Annotated in this window: 29 protein-coding genes; 19 read left to right on the top strand and 10 right to left on the bottom strand. The window is 29.0% G+C overall.

From position 1 onward, the window contains the following. Positions 1-37: 37 nt before the first annotated feature. Entirely contained in the window at positions 38-877 is an 840-nt protein-coding gene (locus CHL78_RS10745; RefSeq protein WP_094367409.1) for a hypothetical protein, read from the bottom strand. Between the two features lie 327 nt (positions 878-1,204). Here CHL78_RS10745 and CHL78_RS10740 point away from each other — a divergent pair, with 327 nt between their 5' ends. The 4 genes from CHL78_RS10740 to CHL78_RS10725 all read left to right on the top strand — a co-directional run bounded on the left by CHL78_RS10740 (position 1,205) and on the right by CHL78_RS10725 (position 4,818). Then, a complete protein-coding gene (locus tag CHL78_RS10740; RefSeq protein WP_094367408.1) occupies positions 1,205-2,524 on the top strand; it encodes an MATE family efflux transporter in 1,320 nt (439 codons plus the stop codon). Between the two features lie 124 nt (positions 2,525-2,648). After that, positions 2,649-3,515: an NAD-dependent epimerase/dehydratase family protein gene (locus CHL78_RS10735; RefSeq protein WP_094367407.1), complete on the top strand. Its 867-nt coding sequence runs from the start codon at positions 2,649-2,651 to the stop codon at positions 3,513-3,515. A gap of 34 nt (positions 3,516-3,549) precedes the next feature. Further along, on the top strand, positions 3,550-4,227 hold the full coding sequence (locus CHL78_RS10730; protein ID WP_094367406.1) for a DNA alkylation repair protein: 678 nt from the start codon (positions 3,550-3,552) through the stop codon (positions 4,225-4,227). Positions 4,228-4,314: 87 nt separating this feature from the next. Then, the gene (locus CHL78_RS10725) at positions 4,315-4,818 is read left to right on the top strand and encodes an AAA family ATPase (protein ID WP_094367405.1); all 504 of its coding nucleotides are present in this window, start codon (positions 4,315-4,317) and stop codon (positions 4,816-4,818) included. 62 nt (positions 4,819-4,880) lie between these two features. Here the strand turns inward: CHL78_RS10725 and CHL78_RS10720 are convergent, their stop codons facing one another. Further along, the gene (locus CHL78_RS10720) at positions 4,881-5,204 is read right to left on the bottom strand and encodes a hypothetical protein (protein ID WP_094367404.1); all 324 of its coding nucleotides are present in this window, start codon (positions 5,202-5,204) and stop codon (positions 4,881-4,883) included. Positions 5,205-5,497: 293 nt separating this feature from the next. Between CHL78_RS10720 and pcp the strand changes: the two genes are divergently transcribed. From pcp to CHL78_RS10700, 4 genes are read left to right on the top strand one after another with little or no spacing between them, the layout of a single operon-like run. After that, the gene (pcp, locus tag CHL78_RS10715) at positions 5,498-6,139 is read left to right on the top strand and encodes a pyroglutamyl-peptidase I (RefSeq protein WP_094367403.1); all 642 of its coding nucleotides are present in this window, start codon (positions 5,498-5,500) and stop codon (positions 6,137-6,139) included. Further along, the gene (locus tag CHL78_RS10710; protein ID WP_094367402.1) at positions 6,133-9,384 is read left to right on the top strand and encodes a M14 family metallopeptidase; all 3,252 of its coding nucleotides are present in this window, start codon (positions 6,133-6,135) and stop codon (positions 9,382-9,384) included. Before pcp ends, CHL78_RS10710 begins: the two co-directional genes overlap by 7 nt. 28 nt (positions 9,385-9,412) lie before the next feature. Further along, positions 9,413-10,105 (top strand): DUF969 domain-containing protein, encoded by a 693-nt coding sequence (locus tag CHL78_RS10705; protein WP_094367401.1) that lies wholly within the window; start codon positions 9,413-9,415, stop codon positions 10,103-10,105. Next, complete coding sequence (locus tag CHL78_RS10700) at positions 10,095-11,015, top strand: DUF979 domain-containing protein (RefSeq protein ID WP_094367400.1); 921 nt, start codon at positions 10,095-10,097, stop codon at positions 11,013-11,015. The genes CHL78_RS10705 and CHL78_RS10700 overlap by 11 nt, the downstream gene beginning before the upstream one ends. A 91-nt stretch (positions 11,016-11,106) precedes the next feature. On the opposite strand, the gene CHL78_RS10695 is transcribed toward CHL78_RS10700, so the two are convergent. Together CHL78_RS10695 and CHL78_RS10690 are read right to left on the bottom strand one after the other, a co-directional pair. Continuing rightward, positions 11,107-11,637 carry a flavodoxin domain-containing protein gene (locus tag CHL78_RS10695; RefSeq protein WP_094367399.1) on the bottom strand — a complete coding sequence of 177 codons (531 nt, stop codon included), beginning with the start codon at positions 11,635-11,637 and terminating at the stop codon, positions 11,107-11,109. An 11-nt stretch (positions 11,638-11,648) separates the two neighbouring features. Beyond that, on the bottom strand, positions 11,649-12,254 hold the full coding sequence (locus tag CHL78_RS10690; protein ID WP_094367398.1) for a TetR/AcrR family transcriptional regulator: 606 nt from the start codon (positions 12,252-12,254) through the stop codon (positions 11,649-11,651). Positions 12,255-12,474: 220 nt separating this feature from the next. Between CHL78_RS10690 and CHL78_RS10685 the strand changes: the two genes are divergently transcribed. The 8 genes from CHL78_RS10685 (at position 12,475) to CHL78_RS10650 (ending at position 18,397) form a co-directional block, all read left to right on the top strand. After that, on the top strand, positions 12,475-13,287 hold the full coding sequence (locus CHL78_RS10685) for a methyltransferase domain-containing protein (RefSeq protein ID WP_158540681.1): 813 nt from the start codon (positions 12,475-12,477) through the stop codon (positions 13,285-13,287). Between the two features lie 55 nt (positions 13,288-13,342). After that, positions 13,343-13,816, top strand: coding sequence for a hypothetical protein (locus CHL78_RS10680; RefSeq protein ID WP_094367396.1), 474 nt, complete (start codon positions 13,343-13,345; stop codon positions 13,814-13,816). A 244-nt stretch (positions 13,817-14,060) separates the two neighbouring features. After that, positions 14,061-14,576, top strand: a complete 516-nt coding sequence (locus CHL78_RS10675; RefSeq protein ID WP_094367395.1) for an RNA polymerase sigma factor — start codon at positions 14,061-14,063, stop codon at positions 14,574-14,576. Continuing rightward, on the top strand, positions 14,569-15,606 hold the full coding sequence (locus tag CHL78_RS10670; protein WP_094367394.1) for a DUF4179 domain-containing protein: 1,038 nt from the start codon (positions 14,569-14,571) through the stop codon (positions 15,604-15,606). Before CHL78_RS10675 ends, CHL78_RS10670 begins: the two co-directional genes overlap by 8 nt. Positions 15,607-15,760: 154 nt before the next feature. Next, on the top strand, positions 15,761-16,162 hold the full coding sequence (gene tnpA, locus CHL78_RS10665) for an IS200/IS605 family transposase (RefSeq protein WP_094367393.1): 402 nt from the start codon (positions 15,761-15,763) through the stop codon (positions 16,160-16,162). Continuing rightward, a complete protein-coding gene (locus tag CHL78_RS10660; RefSeq protein ID WP_094367392.1) occupies positions 16,159-17,310 on the top strand; it encodes an RNA-guided endonuclease InsQ/TnpB family protein in 1,152 nt (383 codons plus the stop codon). Before tnpA ends, CHL78_RS10660 begins: the two co-directional genes overlap by 4 nt. A 319-nt stretch (positions 17,311-17,629) precedes the next feature. Then, entirely contained in the window at positions 17,630-17,965 is a 336-nt protein-coding gene (locus CHL78_RS10655; protein WP_094367391.1) for a DUF3784 domain-containing protein, read from the top strand. Positions 17,966-17,980: 15 nt separating this feature from the next. Beyond that, positions 17,981-18,397, top strand: coding sequence for a hypothetical protein (locus CHL78_RS10650; protein WP_094367390.1), 417 nt, complete (start codon positions 17,981-17,983; stop codon positions 18,395-18,397). Between the two features lie 111 nt (positions 18,398-18,508). Here the strand turns inward: CHL78_RS10650 and CHL78_RS10645 are convergent, their stop codons facing one another. Continuing rightward, positions 18,509-19,288, bottom strand: a complete 780-nt coding sequence (locus CHL78_RS10645; RefSeq protein WP_094367389.1) for a GNAT family N-acetyltransferase — start codon at positions 19,286-19,288, stop codon at positions 18,509-18,511. A gap of 227 nt (positions 19,289-19,515) precedes the next feature. On the opposite strand from CHL78_RS10645, the gene CHL78_RS10640 reads away from it, so the two are divergent. Then, positions 19,516-20,355, top strand: coding sequence for a hypothetical protein (locus CHL78_RS10640; protein ID WP_094367388.1), 840 nt, complete (start codon positions 19,516-19,518; stop codon positions 20,353-20,355). A gap of 98 nt (positions 20,356-20,453) precedes the next feature. Here the strand turns inward: CHL78_RS10640 and CHL78_RS10635 are convergent, their stop codons facing one another. Then, positions 20,454-21,005 carry a nucleotidyltransferase domain-containing protein gene (locus CHL78_RS10635; protein WP_094367387.1) on the bottom strand — a complete coding sequence of 184 codons (552 nt, stop codon included), beginning with the start codon at positions 21,003-21,005 and terminating at the stop codon, positions 20,454-20,456. 171 nt (positions 21,006-21,176) lie between these two features. On the opposite strand from CHL78_RS10635, the gene CHL78_RS21335 reads away from it, so the two are divergent. Further along, the gene (locus CHL78_RS21335) at positions 21,177-21,311 is read left to right on the top strand and encodes a hypothetical protein (RefSeq protein ID WP_274541851.1); all 135 of its coding nucleotides are present in this window, start codon (positions 21,177-21,179) and stop codon (positions 21,309-21,311) included. 90 nt (positions 21,312-21,401) lie between these two features. Here the strand turns inward: CHL78_RS21335 and CHL78_RS10630 are convergent, their stop codons facing one another. From CHL78_RS10630 to CHL78_RS10615, 4 genes are all read right to left on the bottom strand, one after another. Continuing rightward, a complete protein-coding gene (locus CHL78_RS10630) occupies positions 21,402-21,998 on the bottom strand; it encodes a hypothetical protein (RefSeq protein ID WP_094367386.1) in 597 nt (198 codons plus the stop codon). Positions 21,999-22,199: 201 nt separating this feature from the next. Continuing rightward, positions 22,200-22,346: a YvrJ family protein gene (locus CHL78_RS10625; protein ID WP_094367385.1), complete on the bottom strand. Its 147-nt coding sequence runs from the start codon at positions 22,344-22,346 to the stop codon at positions 22,200-22,202. Positions 22,347-22,356: 10 nt separating this feature from the next. Beyond that, a complete protein-coding gene (locus tag CHL78_RS10620) occupies positions 22,357-22,584 on the bottom strand; it encodes a DUF2922 domain-containing protein (RefSeq protein WP_094367384.1) in 228 nt (75 codons plus the stop codon). 36 nt (positions 22,585-22,620) lie between these two features. Beyond that, entirely contained in the window at positions 22,621-22,842 is a 222-nt protein-coding gene (locus tag CHL78_RS10615; protein ID WP_094367383.1) for a DUF1659 domain-containing protein, read from the bottom strand. Positions 22,843-23,085: 243 nt separating this feature from the next. Here CHL78_RS10615 and CHL78_RS10610 point away from each other — a divergent pair, with 243 nt between their 5' ends. Beyond that, positions 23,086-23,349 carry a Mor transcription activator family protein gene (locus CHL78_RS10610; RefSeq protein ID WP_094367382.1) on the top strand — a complete coding sequence of 88 codons (264 nt, stop codon included), beginning with the start codon at positions 23,086-23,088 and terminating at the stop codon, positions 23,347-23,349. The last annotated feature ends 126 nt before the right edge of the window (positions 23,350-23,475 follow it).

The raw sequence follows: 23,475 nt of genomic DNA, 5'->3' as shown, positions 1-23,475 counted from the left end.
AGAAGATATACTTATTTTACTATTAAGCACATATGAATTAGTATCTATATCTTGGGTCTCTGTTACATTGATCATCGTAGTTAGGTCTGTACCCATTTCCACAATGCTTGCATCCATTTCCATAAGGTCTATAATCTTCTTCGCAATTACACTTATCTTCATGATCACATTTGTTTTCATGGCAATTACACTTGCAGTTACATCCATTATTATTGTTTTCTTTTGAGAAATTACATTTAGCAAATTTTATGAATTTTATTGCTAAATCGCTTAGATCGTCTATTAATTTTTCAGCTTGATCTAATTCTTTTTTAAGTTCGCAAAGTAGACAATCACAGAAAGCAGTATTTACTTTGTCATTAGATCCACAGTTGTTATCTGAACAAACTAATAATAGTATTATTATTTTTACTATGATAGCAGCTATTAAAAGTATAAGTTGTACTAGTAAGCAGAATAGTAATCCTACTAATGATTTAGCACGGTCTATACAATTTATTGATCTTAATGTTTCTGCTAAGCAATTACATAATTTTAATGCTCTTATTAATTGTCTTCTAAGTTCGCAGTTTCCTATAGAGTAATTATCTAATATATATTCTAATGCATCACATATATCATCTAATATCCCTTGATTTCTTTGAGGAGCTAAAGCTTCTTCTTGCTCTTCTACATCATAAACTGGAGTTGTTACCATAGGACAGTTAGAACCTACTAATGCAGCTTTTATATATTCCCAAATTGTACAAGGAGTTAAATAGAAATCTGCTGCTTCGTCTCCAATTGATTGACCATCAAATTTTGTTGCAAGAATTACTAATTCATTAGCACAAGATTGTAATTTGTTTGTGTAGATATTCATATCATTATTGTTCAAAACTGATCACTCCATATTAATTTTTGTAAGATTTATTATCTCATTTTTGTGAGATTTTCTATCTCAATACTAATATATGTTTGGGTTATAATAATGCTACAAAAAAAAGCAAATTATTACAAGAATATTTTTAGATTACTTTATTATGATATATTACAATTTATTACTAAGGAAATAATATTTTTCTATGATTTATATACTAAACTTATAATAAAAATCAAATAAAAGTATACACCACTAAATAGGCACACTCTTTAATCATTATAGTAATATAAATTATGGAGTGTTTTTTAATATGGGTAACAATCAGAAAAGAGGGGTGATTAGATGTTTAGAAAGGATGTACTAAGCGTTGCCATCCCAATAATCGGTGAGCAAACATTTGTAATGCTTTTAGGTGTAGTAAACACTATGATGGCCGGGCATATAGGTGCAGAGGCTGTGTCTGCAATAGGGATGGTAGATTCTATTAACAACATGTTTATAGCATTTTTTGCTGCATTATCAGTTGGGGCTACTGTTGTAGTTTCTCAATATATAGGGAAATGTGATAATAACAAGGCAAATGAGACTATAAAACAAGGGTTAGTATCAGGGATTTTAATATCATTAATAATTACAATTTTAATGTGGTTTTTTAGAGAAGTATTGATTAACTCATTTTATGGATCAGCTACAGAGTTAGTGAAAACAAATGCAAAGATTTATATTGAAGTAACACTTTTAACGTATCCATTTGTTGCAATTCAACAAATAGCTAGTGGAGTGTTAAGAGGGTGTGGGGATACGAAAAAACCAATGCTTATATCTATGATTATGAACGTGGTAAACATCGTATTTGGATATTTACTTATTTATTCAGCTTCATTAGGTATTATAGGTGCAGCAGTTTCTATTGCTATAGCAAGAGTTACAGGAAGTATTGTCATCTTATTAATTTTATTTAAGGGTAGTGATATTATAAAAATAAGAAAAGTATTTCCCTTTATGATTAATGTAGAGATACAAAAGAATATTTTTAGTATAGGAATTCCTGCAGGAATAGAGCAAGTACTTTTTAATGCAGGTAAATTAATTGTGCAGATATTTATTGTAACAATGGGAACTGCTTCAATTGCATCTAATACAATTGGAATGTCAGTATCATCAATAATAAATGTAATTGGTAATGCTCTTATGCTTGCAGCTACGGCACTTGTAGGTCAATATATAGGAAGAGGAGATGTTGATGGAGCTAAGAGTACTTTAATTTATTTAACAAAGTTTGCAACAGGTTGCCTTGTGCTGCTAGGTTTTATATTTATTCCACTGGCACCTTGGATATCTAGTCTATACACGGATAGTTCAGAAGTAATAAATATTTCATCTCAATTGATTAGAAGTAATAGTATTGCTATGATTATATGGCCTATGTCATTTGTGTTATCTTCAGGTTTAAAAGGTGCAGGAGATACTAAATATACTATGGTTACTGCTATTATTGGCATGTGGATATTTAGAATATGTACTGGATATCTATTAGGTGTTGTGCTAGGAATTGGAGTACTTGGAATATGGATTGGTATGTATACGGATTGGTTGATAAGAGGAATCTTATATACATCAAGGCTAAGGGGAGACAAATGGGTAGAGCATAGTATTGTTTAGAAAATTATTTAATAAAAATAGCTATATATGTAGTATATATGGCTATTTTTGCTACACAAAAGAATTAAATGTTTTATAATTATATTGAAGGTAAATTAAGTGATGGTGAGCATAGGAGGAAAATATGAAAAAGGTACTAGTATTAGGTGGAACTAGGTATTTTGGGAGAGAATTAGTGAAAAACCTTATAGAAAGAGGTAATGACGTTACAGTTGGAACAAGGGGAGTTACAGAAGATGGATTTGGTGATAAAGTTAATAGAATAAAAATAGATAGAAATAGCAAAAAATCTTTAGAAGATAAGCTAAAAGATATGAGATTTGATGTGATTTATGACAATATTGCATATTCACCAAACAATATAGATGACTTATGCGACATCATCAAAGGTAAGTGTAATAAATATATAGTAACATCAACTGGTTCAGTATATGATAACAAGTATTACTCTAAAGAAGATGATTATAATCCTTATGAATATACTGTTAGCTATGGAACAACAGATGATTATAACTATGGAGAGGGTAAAAAACTAGTTGAGGCAGTAGCGTTTCAAAAATATGATATCCCGACTATTGCTGTAAGATTTCCAATAGTATTAGGGGAGAATGATTACACTAAAAGATTGTACTCTTATGTTGAAAATATAATGAATGAAGAAACTATTGATATTGACAATATGGAAAGTATATTCTGCTTTATACACTCTGAAAGTGCAGGCGACTTTTTAGGTTGGCTTAGTGAAAGTGACTATACAGGTCCTATTAATGCCTGCGATGAAGGTACTATTATGATAAGTGAAATTATCGATTATATAGAAAAGACTACTGGAAAGAAGGCAAGGATAAGTAAAGATGGTGTAACTGCTCCATATAATGGTGGTGGATTTACTATGGATTATACGAAAGTTAATGATATTGGTTATAAGTTTAGAAATGTTAGACATTACATATTTGACTTGATAGATTTTTATGTAAGTACTTTGGGCTAATATTATTGAAATAAAATATGGAGGAAAATAAAATATGCAAATAAGAAATCAGCTTATGGAATTGTCAGAAGAAAAATATAGAAACTTTTCAATGAAGCTCTTACCAGGAGTAAATAATATACTAGGGATAAGACTTCCTAACCTAAGAAAGATAGCCCAAAAAATTGCAAAGGATGATTGGCGTAGCTTCTTAAAAAATAATGAAGCTGTTTATTTTGAAGAGATAATGCTAGAAGGTATGGTACTTGGTTATGTTAAAGATGCAGAAATAGATGAAATGTTAAAATACATAGCTTATTTCATACCGAAAATAGATAACTGGTCATTGTGTGATAGTTTTTGTGTTGGGCTTAAGTTAACTAAAAATCATAAAGAAGAGATATGGAAGTTTTTACAACCATACCTTTCATCAGATAAAGAGTTTGAAGTAAGGTTTGCTGTAGTAATGATGCTTAATTTTTATGTTGATAATGATTATATTGATGATGTATTAAAGCATTTAGATAATATTAAACATGAGGGATATTATGTAAAGATGGCAGTAGCGTGGGCAGTGTCTATATGCTATAAGAAATTTAAAGAGATAACTATAGAATACTTAAATAACAATACATTAGATGATTTTACATTTAATAAATCACTACAAAAAATTGGTGAGTCTCTAAAGTGTGACAATGATACAAAACTAATGATTAAAAAGATGAGAAGATAAATTGAAAAATATATCAAGGAAATAAGATTAAGATGGAGTCGGAAAACTCGACTGGTAGATTAAACTTGAGGATTTGAGGGGGACAACATGAGAAAAAAACTAATAATAATAAATGGTGTAATGGGAGTAGGTAAAACTACTATTAGTAAGGTGCTTTATAAGGAGCTTGAAAACTCTTTTTGGTTAGATGGGGATAATTGCTGGATGATGAATCCTTTTATAGTTGATGAAGAGAATAAAGATATGGTTCTTGATAATATCTCTTATATTTTAAATAATTTTATTAAAAACTCAAATAGTAAATATATTCTGTTTAACTGGGTAATTCATACTGATGAAATAATGAGTGATATTTTAAGTAAGTTAAATATTAATGATGTTGATGTACATAAAATTACATTAATGTGTTCAAAAGAAGTATTAATCTCAAGAATTGAGGAAGATATTAAAAAAGGACTTAGAAATGATGAGAATATATCTAGAAGTTTAGAGAGATTAGAATTGTATGAAAAAATGGACACAGTAAAGGTGGATACAACAAATAAAGAATTAATTGATATTGTTTGTGAAATTAAAGATATTATCTTATAAAATTTATATAAGGCTATAGTATAGAATTCTATACTATAGCCTTTGTTGTGTAAAACATTAAATTAAAAATACTTCCAATAAGCAATTACACTTAACACAATAGAGATTACTGTATAACATATAGCCACTTTAAGAGGAATATTCATATGAAATTTTGTAAAATATGAATTTTTTCTAGTTTCACTCTCAAGAAAATGTTTTACTTTCATATCTACTGCATTGGAAATTAATCCACCTTCGCTTGAAAAAAATGCAATGACAACAGAGGATATTAACCCTGTGGCAAATGACATTTCTAAGAACTCAACATTTATAAGCTTAGCTGAGATAATATTTATTATGATTAGAATAATAAGAGACAAAACTGAGTAAATAATTTTTTTCATTAATTCCTCCTAAATTATAATCTTTACTTAGATAGTAACTATTAATAGATATAAAAGTCAACAAACTAGGTAGCCACAACTAACAGATTACAATAACTATCAATATATTAACTCTAGATCTAGTATTAGAAAGAAGTTTATATAAGAGTAAACATATATGGCTAATTTTAATTTATTATTAAAAGTTACTTAGTAGAATTTGTATAAGATTGTCTAAAATTTGTCATTTACAGTTTTTGCCAAAGAATATATATTATATATAAAGCTTTATTAAAAACTAAGGGGGAATAGACATGAAAATATTAGTTACAGGATTTGATCCATTTGGAGGAGAAAGTATAAACCCAGCAGAAGAAGCTGTAAAAATGTTAAAAGATGAAATAAACGGAGCTAAAATAATCAAACTAACTATACCAACAGTTAGAGAAAAGTCACTTCAAGCAATAGAAAAAGCTATAAATGAGCACAACCCAGATATAGTACTATCAATTGGTCAAGCTGGGGGAAGGTTTGATATAACTCCAGAGAGAGTAGCAGTAAATATAGATGATTTTAGAATAGCTGATAATGAAGGTAATCAACCAACTGACGAATTAGTTCGTAAGGATGGAGAAATAGCATATATTACAAGCCTACCTGTAAAAGCAATGGTTGAGCATATGAAGTCTAATGGTATACCGGCAACTTTATCATACTCAGCAGGAACATTCGTATGTAACCATGTAATGTATGGAGTATTATACATGATTGATAAAAAATACCCAAATATCAAGGGTGGATTTATACACATACCATTTACAACAAGCCAAGTTTTAGATAAGAGAAATATGCCATATATGTCATTAGAAGAAATAACTAGAGGTTTAGAATTAGCTATAGAAGCTTGTACCCTATACAAAGAAGATATTAGTGTAGTTGGTGGAGAAATATGCTAATAGATAATATTAGGAAAATATTTGATGATAAAAATTTATTTAATAGAGATAAAAACACTAATGAAGTAGATGGCTTAAATGGACAGATAGTGATAAGAAAAAATGCTAGTATAGAAGAAAAATTAAAAGCTATTAATTTATGTGCAGTGGTTGGATTTGAGAGTACAGCCCTTGATTTACCTATTATTAAGGTAATTGATGAAGGAGAGGATTTAGGAAAATATGATGTTTTAGTAGATAATTTTGACTTTTTAAATTCATTAATTAACGTAGGTAAAGAATCAAGCAATTATAAGGAAAAAAGTAATAACGAAGATATAAACTATGAAGGAAAAGATTTACCAGAAATAAGTTTTAAAGTAAAAGACTTATCAGAAGTAACTAATAAAGAGTATGGACTAATTATAGATACAGATAATGATTTCTTAGGAGATAAAATCAATTCATCAATTATTATTGATGAAAACTGTAGTGAAAATGAATTTATAGCAGCCTGTAATATTGCTACTACATTAGGATTAAATACACTAGGATGTAATCTTCCTATAGCATTTACAAGTAATCATATCAATGATTCTAACAAGATTAGTATCTGTATAGGAGATAGCTTTGCAGACTCTGATAAAGTACATGGAAATATAAGATTTGTACCTAAAAGTAACAGATTACTTATATGTGGTAAAGACGAAGAGCTTATAGAAACATCAAATTACTTCTGCAAAAACTATGAAAATATAATAAGAGCCAATGAAGTTAATTTAAAGGACTTTAAAGAAGATATTAATGAGATTCTTAAGCCACAAGTAAATAAAAATAAAGTTACTATATTTGAAAAAGAATATAACTTTGATTGGGAAGTCGATGATGTTAAAAGTATTCTAAATGATAAGTTGCTAGATGCTATAAATGAAGATGATGACGTGGAAATAAAGATTTTAGTAAGTGAAGAAAAAGAAATAAGAGACGGGTTAAAAACATATATTGAATCTTTATTTGAGAATAAGAAAATTAATTTATCCAAGTGTAGTGTATTTTGTTCTTATAAGCAAGCACTAAGTTGGATAATGGAAGAGCTTGTCCCTTGTGTAAAAGAGACCATAAGCTTAGAGGATATAGGAAGTATAGACATTAAGTTTAAGCCGTTTTTACCAGAGGGAAAAACAAAATGGGATGATGAAGATGGATCTATTCCTAATATCGATGCATCACGAAATGATAACCCAGATAAGTACTTTGATTTACCTATAAGATTAGTCCAAGAGTTATTTCCTGTAGACGACTTGATTCAAGATGAAATTGGATTGAGTAGAGATAATATTGAGTTTAAAATATTAGAAGATGGAAATTCTGATTATGAATTTATAGTTTATAACAAAAGTAATGAACAGATTTTATATGATAATTTTGATATTAAGTACTCAGAAAGACCATACCTTGATGAGTTTGAAGGTATAGGAAAGGTTCATCCAAGTACTGGATTAGTTGAAGTTAAAGTTAACAATAAAGTAGTACTAAGTGAGACTGTAAAAACAGATGTTGAAAGAATATGGGATGTATATCAAAGTGAGGTATTAGAAAAATGTAAGAACTACATATTAGAAGAGACTAATAATAACCCAAGTAAAGATAAACAACCATTCTTTGATGTACTAAAACTAGATATATTAACTAGTGAGCCAGATTATAAGTTAAATGTAAGGCAAGATATTATATCAGTATTAAGTTCACTTCATGAGGATATATATTTTGCAGGATTAGATTTCTTCAAAACCCTAGGGCTAAAAATGGTAAATGAAGCTCTTGATGAACCAGGATTAATACTTCCTATCATTAATAAGAGAAATGGACAAGGCACATATATGAAAGCTACATTAGAGAAATCTGAGGATAGTAGTGTAGAAGAGTTTAATCTTGATTTATGCATAAATGAGCTTAGCATAAGCAGTGCAGGATTAGAGAATGTATACATAGATATTGATGGAGAGGAAAGCTGTTTAGAAACTATTAAAAGTAAAATTAACTATATTGAAGAAAAATTAAATCTTGGAAATTATAGTTTTAATAATTTAATTTTAAGATTTAATAATCAGGAGATATGTATTAAAAATAATAATAAGTTTGTAAAAGAAGACAAGCTTATTGATATAAGAGATATCAATATCCCGCAAGATAGGGTTATAGGATATGAGGAATATATACAAATAATAGATAAATTAAGATATGTAAAAGGTATTAATGTTTGGAGGGTTTCTAAATCTTATCAAGGTAGAGATATATATGCTATTGAGATACTTAAAGAATATAAATCAAGCCTAGTATCTAGAACAAAGCTTATTAACAATAAGCCAGTATTCCAAATAAACAATAGACACCACGCTAATGAGGTATCTAGTACCAACTCTGCATTCTTACTTGTAGAGCAATTACTTCTTAATAAAGATTACAGAAAATATCTGGATAAAGTAAATATAGTTATGATTCCATTTGAAAATGTAGATGGAGGATACATTCACTATGAACTTCAAAAGGATAATCCAGAGTGGCAATTCCATATTGCTAGATTCAATAGTGTAGGTAAAGAATTTGCTAGAGACTATTTCAATGAAGATAGTAAATACACAGAAAGTAGAGCGTTGACTAAACTATGGCATAAGTGGTTACCAGATATATTAGTCGATAATCATGGAGTGCCAAAGCATGAGTGGGATCAGCAGTTTTCTGGATATACTTCACCTTGGTTTAAAGGGTTTTGGTTACCAAGAGCATTATTTTATGGATACTTCTGGTATTTAGATGATGAAAAATATCCGCAAAATAAGATATTAAGTGAAGCATTACAAGATGTTGTAAGTGATTATATTAATAATGACGAGGAAGTAACTAAGTGGAATGTTGATTGGCAAAACAGATTTGAAAAATATGCTCATAAGTGGATGCCTAAGTTGTTCCCAGCTAATTATTATAAAGATTTAATATACTACTGGTTACCATATAAGCCAAGTAATGATGCTTGGCATGTATCTCATAGATATCCATGGATAACTGCACTTGATTGGACTACTGAGGTTTCTGATGAAACTGCTCAAGGGGACTATTTAGACCTTTGTAGTAGAACACACAATATATCTGATATTGCTACAATAGACATGATGTATAAAGCTAAGTTTGAGAAGCATGAAGAGTGTTTAGAAAAAGATAATGAATTAGTGCTAAAAAGTGTGAGAGTAAGACCTATTCAAGTTTAAATAAAATACAAGACGGGGGAGATTTAACATGATTAAATTAATTGGTATTTTAATTATAGTTATAGGATTTGCACTTAAGCTAAATGCTATATCTATAGTAATGGCAGCAGGAGTTGTAACTGGTTTAGTTGGGGGGATGACAATACCGGAAATATTAACAACACTAGGAGATACATTTGTTTCTAATAGATATATGGCAATGTTTATAATTACACTGCCTGTTGTTGGAGTATTAGAAAAAAACGGATTAAAACAAGTAGCTGGAGATTTAATTGGGAAGCTTAAAAAAGCAACTCCTGGTCTAATAGCTATAGGATATACTGCGATAAGAGGAGCATTAGCTGCATTCAATGTAAGTTTTGGTGGAGTTGCAGGTTTTATAAGACCAGTAATATGTCCAATGGCTGAGGCATCTGTTGAAAAAGACGGAGTGAAATTAGAAGAAGAAGATAGAGATACTATAAAGGCAATGAACAGTGCGGCTGAAAATATTGCTTGGTTCTTTGGACAAGTTTTATTTATTGCAGGTTCAGGAATATTACTTGTTAAGAGTACACTAGAGCCATTTGGATATGAGATAGATCCTGCAAAAGCTGTTCAAGCAGAGATACCAGTATTCGTATTAGCAGTTGTTGTGTCAGCAATATACTTTATAATGATAGACAAAAAGATTATGAAAAAGTATAAGAAAAAATCAGGGGTGAAGACAAATGACAAGTAAAGATATTATAATGGAGATCATATATGTGGCATGTGGACTTATGGCTGCATATGTAGGGGTTAGAGCATTAAAAGATAAAGGACAAAGGAATAAGTTTGGAACAGCAGTGTTTTGGATATCTTTGGGAACACTATTAGGTTTAGGCAAATTTTTACCAAGTATAGTATCGGGAACTTTGGTAGTATTAATGACAATTCCTCCAATTCTTAATAAAGTATCACCTGGAATTAACAAAGTAATACCAGAAGAATACAAAAGAAAAATGGCAGATAAATTTGGAAATAAAATATTTATACCAGCTCTTACAATGGGAGTATTAGCATTAATATTTGGTATAGCACTACCAAATTTAGGAGCTTTAGTTGGGTTAGGATTTGGTATATTAGTTTCTGCAATAACAATACTAATAATGTCAAAGGATAGTGTTTTAGCAATACCTACAGAAGGTAAAAAGCTTTTAGATACTGTTGGACCACTATCAATACTTCCACAGTTGCTTGCATCACTGGGGGCTATATTTGCAGCAGCAGGTGTAGGTGATGTTATATCTAGTATGGTAAGTGGAGTAGTACCACAAGGTAATGTTACTATAGCAATAATAGTTTATGCTGTGTCTATGGCACTATTTACTATGATAATGGGTAATGCATTTGCGGCATTTTCAGTAATTACTATAGGAATAGGTATACCATTTATTTTAGAGTACGGATTAGATCCAAATGTTATTGGTATAATTGGTTTAACAAGTGGATACTGTGGTACTTTAATGACACCAATGGCGGCAAACTTCAATATAGTTCCGGTGGCTATTCTTGAGATGAAGGATAAGTATGGAGTTATTAAAAAGCAATTACCAGTAGCTTTAGTAATGTTAGTTATTCAGATTATATTAATGAGAGTTATGGGATAGCTTATAAAAGTAAAGAGGATGTAGATAAATTTTGATAGAACAGATTTATCTATATCCTCTTATTTATAGTCTAAATTGATTATATTTTTATTTATACAGTTCGTTTAATAGAATTAATTAAAGGTACTATATTAGATTTATCAGTAAAATCTATAGGATTAGTATAAGCATCAAGCATACCTTTTGTATCTTCATCTCTATCTTCTTCCTTTATACTTTTTAACTTTATTTTGAGCATGTTCATAAGGATTTTATTACCCAGACCTAATTTATTGTAGTTAAATCCACCTCTTAAGTAAAAGTAATTTATATTGTCAATACCTTCAAAATTCATTTTTTCTATACCATCAGTTGCCTCTTTTTTAGGAGATGAACAACCTACTGAATAAACAATTATTTTCTTATCTTTTAATTTTTTTATTTCATCTGATATAGTTTTAAATCCTTTTATACTAGCTGCACAAAGCCATCCCCCGTAAATAATTGTATCAAAGTTACTTAGTTCATTGATATCTAAGTCTTTTCTTTTAACACATTTAGCTCCAAGTTCTTTTGAAATCCAATTTGCATATCTTTCAGTAGTTCCATATTTAGATTCATAAATCACTATAACATTTCCCATAGTTATACCTCCTAATTATTCTTAAATAACCCATGAATTATAAAATCAATATAATCCTCAATTAATTTTTTATTGAACTCTTTATCATTATTACTAGATAGAATCATATTTGATATAAGACCGTTAATAGATATCCAAGAGAAAAAAGCATATCTTTCTGTATCTATAGGTCTAAGTAAACCTAACTTTAGGCATTTATCATAAAATATTTTAGTATTATTGATTCTTAAACTTTCTTTTTCTTCATCTGTAAAATCGAAATAAACTCTATCGATACCTTCAATATCGTTTAACATTATAGCTCTATATTCTTGTGGACTTTCTAAAATTAGATGTATATAGGTTCTATATATTGTTTTTAGATTTTCTTTTTCATCAATACTATCTAGTTTTAAAGTACTCATAGTCGATATAATTTTCTTTGCATTTTCTTGCCAGATTGAGCTTACGATATCTGCTTTGTTTTCAAAGTAGTTATATATCATAGCAGGAGAGTAGTCTATTTTTGAAGCTATCTTTCTTATAGATAGACCGGTATACCCTTCATTAATAATTATCTCACTAGCAGCTTTATATATTTCTTTTTTTATATTTTCTCTTCTTTCTTTTGCTCCCATAATTTCTCCTCTTGAAATAGTATGTAAACGATGTTTATTTTGTGAACACTGTTCATGATTTAATTATAGTTTATTGATTAATAATGTCAACAAATATATTTCCTTAAAATGGAAATACATTAAAATGAGATAGAGTCAGATATATCTTTAAAATATATGTTGAGATATATTTTAAAGATATATATAATTAATAGAAATATATTTCAAGGGGGATATGCTTATGAGTGAGATTGTAAAAGGATACTACAATGAAAATGCTATAATCGAGTGGAATAGATTAACTAACCCATATAGTAATATTGAATTTCAGACTACTTTATATATGATGGATAAGTATTTTAAAAGTACGGGTAAGGTATTAGATATAGGTTGTGGACCTGGAAGATACTCTGTTGAGCTTTTGAAAAAAGGTTATGATGTAACATTGTATGATATTTCTGAAGAAGAACTAAATGTTGCAAAAGAAAAGATAGAGGAATATGGATTAAAAGCTAATGAGTTTGTATGTGGAGATTGTACTGACTTGCACAGGTTTAATGATAATTCTTTTGATGCGGTGTTATTAATGGGACCAATGTATCATATACAGGATATTAAGTTAAGAGGTGAGCTACTTAAAAATATAAAGAGAATTTTAAAGAAAGATGGTGTAGCAATAGTAGCGTATTTAAATGGACTTGGTATTATAAAAGCAGCTTTGCATGAATGTAGCTATGAATATGCAAATCTTGAACATGTCTGTAAGCTCATGAAAAATAAGGCTTGGAGCAAGGAAGAATCATTTACAGAAACATATGTAGTGACACCTAGTGGAGCTATTAAGGAGATAGAGGATTCAGGTCTTGAGATAATTTCATACTTTGGTGCTGAAAGTTTTTCAGTTGGAATACATAGTGAGATAAAAAGAATAGCAGATGAAGATATAAAATGCTATGAAAATATTCTAGAGCTATGTAAACAAACTTGTGAAATGAAAGAGTATAGAGATTCAACAGAGCATATTCATTTTATTGTAAAGAGTACTACACCTTAAGCAGATTTATTGATAAAATATCTTTAATAGAGACTAGAAAAATAAAGGGAGAAGTATGAGTAAATATATTTTTATAACATCAAATTGTGAACTGCCAGAAGCTGATTTAACTAATGAAAAAATCATAACAGTCAATGAAGCAAAATCTTTGGGGATAAGACCACCCAATTGGTGTAGTTGGGAAGAGTTAGGAGAAGATATTGAAATTTCTTACTGTGAAAATGAAGATGATTCAGGAAACCTACTTATTCATAGAGAATATGGATGGGATGAGGAGCTAAGTTGTTGCAAAGATAATAAGTATACATATATGGTCAGATGTAGTTGTGATAAAAAAAGGGCTAAGCAATTGTTAGACTATATAAAAAATAATCATACTACAGGCGATTTATATATTTGTTCCATATGGGCAGGAGATAATGTAAAAATAATGCCTAAAGAAATATTAATAGATGATTTGAATATAGACTACATTATGAGGATAATGGATAATTTTAATTTTTGTTTAAAGATAAAGAATAACTTTTAAATAGAGTTATTTTTTATTTTTATGAAGAATTATTGTATAATAAGCCTTGTAATGATATGAGTAATGATTAAACATGGAGTCGGAAAACCCGACTGGTAGATAAGATCCGTTTATGGGTCTTTTTGTTTTGTATAAATATTTTTATAAAAATGGAACTAATTATACAAATTCATCAGTCTAATACTTGAAAACAAATAAATCAAAGTTTGATTAGGGATATATGAATATAAACTAGGAGGATGTAATGAACAACTTGATAAGAAAATCTAAAAAAGGTGATATAGATGCTTTCTTTCAATTAATTGAAAAACACAAAGCACCTATGTATAGAGCTTGTAAATCTATACTAAACAATGAACATGACATAGCAGATGCTATGCAGGAGGCTGTAATATCAGCATATAAAAATATAAAATCATTGAAAGATGAAGGCTATTTTAAGACATGGTTAACTAGGATATTAATAAATAAATGCAAAGATATTATTGCAAAAAATAAAGAAGTGCTTTGCTTAGATGATTATATCGAGGCATCTTATACTCAAGAATTTTTAACAGAATTTGAGTTAGATGAATTATTAGGGGATTTATCTAAAGAGCAAAGGCTTGTGATTTCTTTGTATTATATCTCAGAATTAAATACTAGAGAGATAAGTGAGATATTGAGAGAACCTGAGGGGACTATAAAGTCTAGATTATCAAGAGCAAAAGGCAAAGTGAAAGCTACTTACTTACAAAGGGAGGAAATGAACAATGCGTAAAAGTGATAAAGTTTATAAGATATTAGGAGATGAAGAAGTTCCATCATATATTGATTTAAAGCTTAAGGAAAGCAAAGATATCTTAAAAAAAGAAGCTAGAAGAAAGAAAATGGTAAAAAGTTTATCTATGTCAGCAGCTGCTACTTGCGTTATTGTAGCAGGGATAAGTTTAACTAATCCTTCTCTTGCTGCAAAAATACCTTTTATAGGGAATGTAATGAACAATTTAACAGAGGATAAGCCTTTTGCTGAGAAAATGAATATTGTAAAAAGTATAAAAAATGAAGATGCTAAGTCTATTAAAGAAAAAGTTGTAGATAAAGGAATTGGTGTTACTGTGCAAGAGGCTTACTGTGATGGAAGTAATATTTTTATTAGTTATATAATAGAGGTGGAAGATGGGGATTTAAATGAATATGATATTATTAATATAAATGATGTTGTTAATTATAGAGAGATAAGAGCTAGTTTTAGTGATGAGATGTTACAAACTTCTGATTATGCATTTAAGAAGGTAGATGATAGTACATATGCTGGTGTAGTTTATATTGATTTGGCAACTTATATTAATGAAGGTGTAGAAATTCCTGATGAGTTTGAGCTAGAGACAAATATACATAAAATATCCTCACGTCAAATACCTGGTGATAAGAGTAAGGTTGTAGAGGGTAGCTGGAGGCATAAATTTACTATTGAGAAAAATGATAGTAAAAATATAAAATATGAACCAAATCTTGAGAGTAATGGTGCGATACTAAAAAAATTGATTATTACACCAGGAACTACTGAGGTTGAAGTTGATATACCTAAGGAATTTGGTGATAGTGCCTATGTTTTAGTTTATGATGACAAAGGTAAAAGAGTACAAGATCATACTTGTAGTTATAATTTAGATAGTGATATTGGTACTTTAGCCTATCGTAAGTATGAACCTATTTCTGATGATTCAGAATATGCAGTGGTTCATATTGTAGATAAGGCCACACAAGAATTAAAAATATTGGCTGAGTTTAAAGTACCTCTTAAGTAGAATTTGATATTTTTTTACACTAAATTGACGAAAAGCCACCTCCTTTAGGTGTGGGGATGAAAGTCAAGGTCTTGGATTTAAGAAAAGTTAAATCAGCTATTGTAAACTAACATAACCTATGATAAATTATAAAATACAGGAGGTGTTAGTTAATATGCTGAAATCTAACGGAAATATAGTATACGATTGTAAATATCATATAATTTGGTGTCCAAAGTATAGAAAACAAGTTTTAGTTGGTGATGTAGAGAAAATGTTAAAAAACATTCTACCATACAAAGCCGAAGAACTTGGAGCAGAAATAATTGAAATGGAAACAGATATCGACCACGTTCATTTATTAATATCTTGTGACCCTCAATTTGGTATTCATAAAGTAGTAAAAGGATTAAAAGGATTTAGTTCTAAAGTATTAAGAGAGAATTTCCCACATTTAAAAAGTACAATGCCATCAATGTGGACTAATAGTTATTTCTGTGGAACGGTTGGTTCTGTAAGTCTTGAAGTTGTAAAACAATATATTGAAAATCAACAAGTAAGGACAAAAAAGAAATGATTAAGACGCATAGAGTAAAACTAAAGCTAACTCAATCTCAATTTGAACTAGTAAGAGAAAAGCAGATGGAATGTGCTAACTGTTGGAATGAAGTTGTTAGAATATCTAAAGAATACTACTTTGAGAATAAACAATGGATAAGTAACTATGATATACAAAAGTTAATCAAAGGTAGATATAACCTTCATAGTGCTACTATACAAGCCATAAGTGATAAGTTTAGCGCAAATAGAAAAACTATTGCAGAACTTAGAAAAAAGGGTAATACAAAGGCTAAGTATCCGTATAAAGAGAAGAAGTTTTATATAATTCCATTTAAAAATAGTGCTATAAACACTAATGCAATGGGGAACCTAAAAATATCTATGTCTAAAGGTAGATATTTGGAATTAGATTTTGCAATTGATAATATAAAAACTGCCGAAATAGTTTGGAGAAACGGTTATTATTTATATTATAGTTTTGATGATGGAATAGTTAATCCAACACCGAAAGGTACTAATACCGTAGGTGTAGATATGGGTGAAATACATTCAATTGCTAGTATAACTAATGAAGGTAATGGACTTATCATATCTAATAGAGAAGGTAGGAGTATTAAACAATTTAGAAATAAGATGTATTCTTATATATCTAAAAGACTAAGTAGATGTAAAAAAGGTAGTAGACAATCAAAGAAGTTATGGAGATTAAAGAATAAAATAAGAACTAAAACAAATAATCAATTAATAAATTTATATCATCAAACAACTAGAAAGTTTATAGATTTTTGTGTAGAGCAGAAAGTATGTGAAATAATTCTTGGAGATATAAAAGGGATTGAGAAAAATACTAAGAAAAAGAAAAGATTAAATAGAGTTAATAGACAGAAAATATCTCAAATGGAGTATAGTCGTATTAAAGACTATATAAAATACAAAGCAAAAGAGCAAGGTATTGAAGTTAAGTTAGTCAAAGAAAACTACACTTCTCAAACTTGCCCAAAGTGTTCTAAAAAACACAAGCCATCAGGTAGAACATATAGTTGTACTTGTGGTTATGAAACTCATAGAGATATAGTTGGAGCATGGAATATTCTGAATAAAAAACATAAATATGGTTTGGTAGACTTTAGAATAAACCATAAGCAACCAATAAATATAAAGTAATTCGCCCACACGTGGCTCAAAAGTATCTACCGTTTAAGGTAGTAGTGGCGAAGACACCGCCCATGTAGCTTGGCTTTGTAACCACCTCTGTTGTACTGTTTAGGTATAAATAAGTGAGTTAGCCACCAAGAATCCCCTAGATTTATCTATGGGGAGAGTGTCAACTTATGTACTATTTACTATACTTTGTGAAAATTTATTGTAATTTGACTAAAGGATATATATACTGAACTAAAAGATAGTATTTAAAGAAAATTTAGTTATATATTATATAAATAAGAATCTAAGTTGAAATAGATATTACAGGGGGATTATTAGTATGAACGGAGAAAATATTGCAGTATTAATCATTGGAATTTTAGTAAATACAATATTTATTCTAATGGGTATGGTTTTAAAAAGTGGCTATGGGGCTGACTTTATAACCTTGTTTAATGAAAAAAAGCATGACAGAGCAAAGGCGAGTAAAATAGCTGGAAATAATCTTGTGATGATGGGAAGTTTATCAATATTAAATACTATGATATATTGCTTCTTAAATATAATAAAAATTAGTGAAAGTATGTATTCATGGATAGGTGGATGTATCGTTATCTTCTTTATAATTAGGATTGTAGTACAACTAAATAAGACAGCAAGAATAGAAGCAAAGTAATGGGGGGAGACATTTATGAAAGATAAATCATCGACAAAAAAATATAAGATAATAGTTTACATTTTCTTTTTTGCTATAGTATTTTTACCATCAATCCTCATAAATAATGTTGATTATAGTGGTCATAAACTGACTATGGAGGACAATAAAGTTAGAATTAAAACTAGAACCTTTAATAAAGAAGATATAAAAAATATTGAACTTTTAGAGGATGTTAACATAAGAAGAGGAAAAACTGGGACTTGGACAAATGTTTACTCCAGAGGATTAGCCGAGATTGATGGAGAAAATCAAGATGCTAGAGTTTATATATATAATAACAGTAATCCATCTATAAAAATTGAGTTAGAGGATGAAATAATTATTTATAATGAAAAAGAAAGTAATGATACTAAACTTGTATATAATAAATTGCTTGAATATAGAAAATAGGAGATATAGTAAATATATATAATTTTCCTACATAGATACCAAAATGCTACTTAAGGCCCTGTATAGTAAATCCGAAAACTCTTACTATACAGGGCTTATTATAGTTTAGGGCTATAGTCTAAACATCAAATCTGTTCTTTCTCCAACCTTATTGAATCCAAGTTTTTTATACATTTCTTTTGGAGTATCATCTTCATCGGTAACTAGATATACAGTGTGGCAATTCTCATTAAGAGCAATGTCAATCAAATACTTTAAAATACTTGTTCCATAACCCTTCCTTTGGTATTTTGGTATGACAGAGAAATCTTCTATTTTAGCAACACCATCATATATAAACAAATCGCAATTGCCAATTACATCTGGACCTTCATAGCATACATAAGCATTAACACCTGTATTAGAAGTATATACTTTTCCACGTCTATAAGCTCTTCTAGTACAAAAATCTTTTCCAATGGTAAACTCATCATGTTGCAAATCAGAATATAAAATATCATCTACCATTTCTTGATTAACAACTTTTCTGATATCACAATTAGATAAAGATTTTAAAACAGAAAAATTCTCAATATCAAAAGAATAAAACCCATTTATTGATATGTCTGGCTTATTATCAAACTTTGAAAGTATAGAAGGGTCAATAGATGAGTTTAATAGTATGTTACAATAGTCCCTAACTTCAAGTATACTATATGAAATTTCATTATCTATTGTGCTTATAAGTTTAGATTCTGCCATTTCTTTTCCTATAAAAGTAAAATTGTGATAATACATATCTTTTAGCTGATTATCCCGAAACCTAATTATATCTTTATTATCTTCAGATTCTGAAAAGCATTTTGTGTATTCTAGCTCGCATTTTATAATATCTTGATTTAATTCTTTCATAAAATCCCCCCGAATGATTCTTAATTAGAAACAATAAACATGTTAATTTATTATATACTATCAATATTTATTGTATTAATAAAAGTTAAAGTATGCAAAAAATAATTAAAAAGTAGCGAACAAATATACATTTTAGAGAAAAGAACAATTGTAAAAATATGTAAAAGAATATATAATTTATGAGTGATTAATTTGTAATTATACAAAATACTTTGAGGGAGAAAAATATGAAAAAAAGAATGATAGTTGCTTGTGTTACAACAATATTAGCATTGATGCTTTCTGGTTGTAGCAGTAAAAATGAGGCAAACACTGAAAAAGTTTATGGTAGCAGTACAGAGATAACTATAGAGGAAATTCTAGATGGACATGCCCTAGGGGATGGAGAATCAGTAGAAGTTGTTGAATCTACTCCAGAGAAGAATAAACAAGAGATTGAAGAAGCTATAGAAAATATTTTACAAGCAAATAAGGGGTATGAATATTATAAAGTAGTAGGAGCACAAGGAGATTGGAAGGAAGAGTACAACGATACCAATACTGGTAGATCTTTAATAAATGAATACAATATAAGTGGTAGGCTAAAAAATAGATCAGAATTTAACATACCTACTGGAGAAAGTACAATGATTTACCTAAATGAAGAAACTAATGAGTATGAAGGCAGTACGGAAGTACTTGCCGATAATCTTATAGAAGAGAATAAGAAGCTTATTGGTCACTCATATATAGAAGATTATCTTGAAAATGTAGTTGGACTTGATACTGAGAAAGAGGTATTTGAAACTAAAGAAAAACAAGGGGATTATTTTATTTATAGCACTAAGCATGGGTATAAGGTTTGTGTAAACACTAAGAATAATATGTTAGAACGTATAGTTAAAATATCTGATGATACTAAGGGAAAGTTTACCTCTGATGTACTTTATGAATTTAAGGTATTTGACAACTTTACAGATGAAGAATTATCTATAAATGCAGAAAGTGATGATAATATAGATTTTTCTAAAATAGAAATAATAGATAATGGTAAGCAAGAAGAGGTTTCTGGAGAATCTGTAGGCTAGACTTTAAATATAATTAAACAATAACAATAAAAATACCAACAAATAAATTTGTTGGTATTTTTCTATACAAAGTGTAATCTCATATGTAGTATTTATTATTAATTTAATAAATCTATTATAAGCTCTTTTACATCTTTAGGTAAGTCTTGCAGTAAATTTCTTTCTAATAAATGCTTGTGCTTTATGCCTTCTTTCACAAAATACTCTTTTAATAATACTACTCTTTTCTTTGGGTCATTCATAACTTTATAAGCCACTATCCAATCCTCTAAAGAGGTTAGATATACTGTTGTATTATCTACAAACATCTTATTTACAATAGCATCTTTATCCAAAACAAACCTATAAATATTATTATCACCTATATCTATTTTAAAGTCACCCATAAACTCAATCATTGTATCATCAACTATATAACCGAAAAACTCCTTAGTTCTAAAAGGTTCCTTAGATGGTAATTCAACAGGAGTACCTATACTATCCATAAAATCTTTTATTTTAGATGTATCATTAGGATCTATTAAAATATCTATATCATTAGGTTTTTTTACCAAATTATAATGATTTAAGAGTACAGAGCCACCTATTGCCCAAGTACAATTTAATTTATTTAATCCATCTGCTATTTGTTTTAATATTTTTTTATTCATATTTCCTCCTAAAGATAAACTCTTATACTAATATATCTTAATATACTACTAAATAGAAAATTTTCATAGTAAAAACAGAACCTTAAATTATTGTAATTATTAGTCTAGCTCAATATATTTGATATTTTAATAAGAATTATAGTAGGTTGTTCTTTAGTTGGTGTTATAGGATTGTTTCTTGGTATTACTGCAAACAAAGATAAAGTTTCTTATCATTTAGTTGAAGTAAACTTTAGAGATGGTAAGAGGAGTATGTTTAAGATTGTTGATAATGAACTTGAGATACTAGTGAAAGATGTATTTTAAATAGTATCTATATACGTGAAGATAACATTAAGTAATAATAGAACAGGCTATAAATAGTTTTTACAATACTATTTGTAGCCTATTTTTATTTTATCCTATTTTTATAATATTAAAAGTAACTGCATTTACACCATTATCACAAGTAGTTATAGAGCTACTTCCGCTAAACTCACCGTCATTTTTTAATTTTAAAGTAGCATTAGCTGGAATATAAATTATAGCATCACCAGCTAGAGCAACACAGCTTATGATATCAGGGGAGAAGAAACCAAAGCTTGCTTGAGTGTTAGGTTCTTGAACATCATTTACATATAGACTTACACGTTGGTCAACAAAATCATTAGGATTGTCATTTCTAGAAACACTTACTGCAACTCTGAAGTTTATATGATATACTCCAGCTTTTTGAACCAATACAGTAGTCGGGCTTGAAAGAGTTATATCTGGTGTAGTTGGACCTGTAAAATTAAAAGGAAAATCTGACTCTAGGTCAACTGTAACAAAATCTGTTTGCCAAAAAGTTGCATAGCTAGGTGCTAGCGCTGTAACTTCTCTTAATGTCTCGCATATACAATTTAATGCTCTTGTAAGCGCTCTATCTGTATAGCACACAAAGTCATTGCAATTTTGGTTTCCACAATTGCAATTACACTTATTATTGGAGCAATTATTACAATTATTAGACATTAAGTATCACCTCCTAATTATAATATATGTGATTAACTTTACTATGTTACAATGTACGACAGTATTTCCCTATAAACAACTAAAAAGACATGTGAAGATAATATGAATTAGGTCACAAAATGGTCACATAATTTTATTAGTTAAGGATAATAAAATACCCCCTTACTAAACTAAGGGGGTAAATAAAGGCTTTTTAAATGATTATTTTTTAGAATAAGAAATATTAGCAGAGAGATTATCTATGCTAGATGTGAGGTTAGCAAGCTTACCTTCAATCCTAATCAACAAATACATTGATATAGCAATTGGAAAGCCAACATTAGCTATCAAAGTCTGCATATTATCCATAAAATCACTCCTATACTACTAAATCATAATCAGTAGTGTCAGTCTTAACAACTTTAGCCTCTAGAGCCTCAACCAATTCAGAACCATTTGGAGCAAAGATATTATTATTTACAATAACCTCCATAGCATCTTTTATATCTTGTTCACTAACATCACTTCTAGGATCAGCAACAGTCAATGAAACTTTATTTCCAGCAGTAGTTTTAAAAGTCATAACAAGTTTTAAAGCAACATTCATAATTTAATTCCCCCTATTTTTAATTAATTTAAAATATTATTCTGCTAAAGTAGTATTGTCTACTTTGGACACCTCGTACATGTCATGTTCCTGAAGTGAAGATATTGCAGTAGCTACAGCATAGATTGCATCATTTGAAGCTATAGGCTTTACATTAGCATAACTTCTAGTTTTAATTATTGCCTTTCCATGAGTATCAGCTCCATGATTAAATCTAATTTTTAGAGTCGATGGTTCTCTTAGTACAACAACAGCCATATATATTACCTCCTATAAATTTATTATCAAATAAAATATGATTGTAAGCTTAATAAGATTTTATTAAGTAAATTTCATTTGATAATTATATATTAGATGGTATAGTGTGCATGTAGTTAAAACATGTGTCTAAAACATTTATTATAAAAAATGTTGCCACTTTATATGAAAATAATTTGGTTATTAGGGTACAAGAAATATATTATTGTTGTAAAATTATAAGTAAGAAGGGGGAGGGGTAGTATGAGAATTAATATTGAAGATATACCAGAAAATTTGCATAGTATAATTGACGTTGTTGGAGAAGACAAGTTTATTGAGATAGTAAAGCTACATGGAGGAGATAACCTATACATACCTACCTATAAAAAACTTTTTAAAGCATCAAGAAATCAAGAGATCATAAGCAAATTTAATGGGGCAAATGCTAGTCAGCTTGGAAGGCAATACAATCTTAGTGCAAATCAAATAAGAAGAATAGTTAATATGGAAAGAAAGTATATGTAACTTACAAGTATGGGAATTGATAAACAAGGAGTATATACAAAGATTAAAGGATATTTTAAAGGTAAAATAAGGCAAAAGTTGGATTGTAAATTAAAAGAGTAATAATATTAAACATTATTACTCTCT

The organism is Romboutsia weinsteinii, from assembly GCF_002250835.2.
GTDB classification, from domain to species: Bacteria; Bacillota; Clostridia; order Peptostreptococcales; family Peptostreptococcaceae; genus Romboutsia_A; species Romboutsia_A weinsteinii.
This window is presented reverse-complemented; position numbering and strand designations above follow the sequence as displayed.

Excerpts from the sequence above, each read along its gene's own strand:
- pcp (WP_094367403.1), top strand. The coding sequence starts at position 5,498 with ATGAAAATATTAGTTACAGGATTTGATCCATTTGGAGGAGAAAGTATA.
- CHL78_RS10650 (WP_094367390.1), top strand. The coding sequence starts at position 17,981 with ATGAAAGATAAATCATCGACAAAAAAATATAAGATAATAGTTTACATT.
- CHL78_RS10690 (WP_094367398.1), bottom strand. The coding sequence starts at position 12,254 with ATGGGAGCAAAAGAAAGAAGAGAAAATATAAAAAAAGAAATATATAAA.
- CHL78_RS10705 (WP_094367401.1), top strand. The coding sequence starts at position 9,413 with ATGATTAAATTAATTGGTATTTTAATTATAGTTATAGGATTTGCACTT.
- CHL78_RS10675 (WP_094367395.1), top strand. The coding sequence starts at position 14,061 with ATGAACAACTTGATAAGAAAATCTAAAAAAGGTGATATAGATGCTTTC.
- CHL78_RS10610 (WP_094367382.1), top strand. The coding sequence starts at position 23,086 with ATGAGAATTAATATTGAAGATATACCAGAAAATTTGCATAGTATAATT.
- CHL78_RS10695 (WP_094367399.1), bottom strand. The coding sequence starts at position 11,637 with ATGGGAAATGTTATAGTGATTTATGAATCTAAATATGGAACTACTGAA.
- CHL78_RS10735 (WP_094367407.1), top strand. The coding sequence starts at position 2,649 with ATGAAAAAGGTACTAGTATTAGGTGGAACTAGGTATTTTGGGAGAGAA.
- CHL78_RS10620 (WP_094367384.1), bottom strand. The coding sequence starts at position 22,584 with ATGAATGTTGCTTTAAAACTTGTTATGACTTTTAAAACTACTGCTGGA.
- CHL78_RS10685 (WP_158540681.1), top strand. The coding sequence starts at position 12,475 with ATGAGTGAGATTGTAAAAGGATACTACAATGAAAATGCTATAATCGAG.
- CHL78_RS10660 (WP_094367392.1), top strand. The coding sequence starts at position 16,159 with ATGATTAAGACGCATAGAGTAAAACTAAAGCTAACTCAATCTCAATTT.
- CHL78_RS10635 (WP_094367387.1), bottom strand. The coding sequence starts at position 21,005 with ATGAATAAAAAAATATTAAAACAAATAGCAGATGGATTAAATAAATTA.
- CHL78_RS10720 (WP_094367404.1), bottom strand. The coding sequence starts at position 5,204 with ATGAAAAAAATTATTTACTCAGTTTTGTCTCTTATTATTCTAATCATA.
- CHL78_RS10740 (WP_094367408.1), top strand. The coding sequence starts at position 1,205 with ATGTTTAGAAAGGATGTACTAAGCGTTGCCATCCCAATAATCGGTGAG.
- CHL78_RS10730 (WP_094367406.1), top strand. The coding sequence starts at position 3,550 with ATGCAAATAAGAAATCAGCTTATGGAATTGTCAGAAGAAAAATATAGA.
- CHL78_RS10625 (WP_094367385.1), bottom strand. The coding sequence starts at position 22,346 with ATGGATAATATGCAGACTTTGATAGCTAATGTTGGCTTTCCAATTGCT.
- CHL78_RS10670 (WP_094367394.1), top strand. The coding sequence starts at position 14,569 with ATGCGTAAAAGTGATAAAGTTTATAAGATATTAGGAGATGAAGAAGTT.
- CHL78_RS10655 (WP_094367391.1), top strand. The coding sequence starts at position 17,630 with ATGAACGGAGAAAATATTGCAGTATTAATCATTGGAATTTTAGTAAAT.
- CHL78_RS10710 (WP_094367402.1), top strand. The coding sequence starts at position 6,133 with ATGCTAATAGATAATATTAGGAAAATATTTGATGATAAAAATTTATTT.
- tnpA (WP_094367393.1), top strand. The coding sequence starts at position 15,761 with ATGCTGAAATCTAACGGAAATATAGTATACGATTGTAAATATCATATA.
- CHL78_RS10700 (WP_094367400.1), top strand. The coding sequence starts at position 10,095 with ATGACAAGTAAAGATATTATAATGGAGATCATATATGTGGCATGTGGA.
- CHL78_RS10615 (WP_094367383.1), bottom strand. The coding sequence starts at position 22,842 with ATGGCTGTTGTTGTACTAAGAGAACCATCGACTCTAAAAATTAGATTT.
- CHL78_RS10725 (WP_094367405.1), top strand. The coding sequence starts at position 4,315 with ATGAGAAAAAAACTAATAATAATAAATGGTGTAATGGGAGTAGGTAAA.
- CHL78_RS10630 (WP_094367386.1), bottom strand. The coding sequence starts at position 21,998 with ATGTCTAATAATTGTAATAATTGCTCCAATAATAAGTGTAATTGCAAT.
- CHL78_RS10645 (WP_094367389.1), bottom strand. The coding sequence starts at position 19,288 with ATGAAAGAATTAAATCAAGATATTATAAAATGCGAGCTAGAATACACA.
- CHL78_RS10640 (WP_094367388.1), top strand. The coding sequence starts at position 19,516 with ATGAAAAAAAGAATGATAGTTGCTTGTGTTACAACAATATTAGCATTG.
- CHL78_RS10680 (WP_094367396.1), top strand. The coding sequence starts at position 13,343 with ATGAGTAAATATATTTTTATAACATCAAATTGTGAACTGCCAGAAGCT.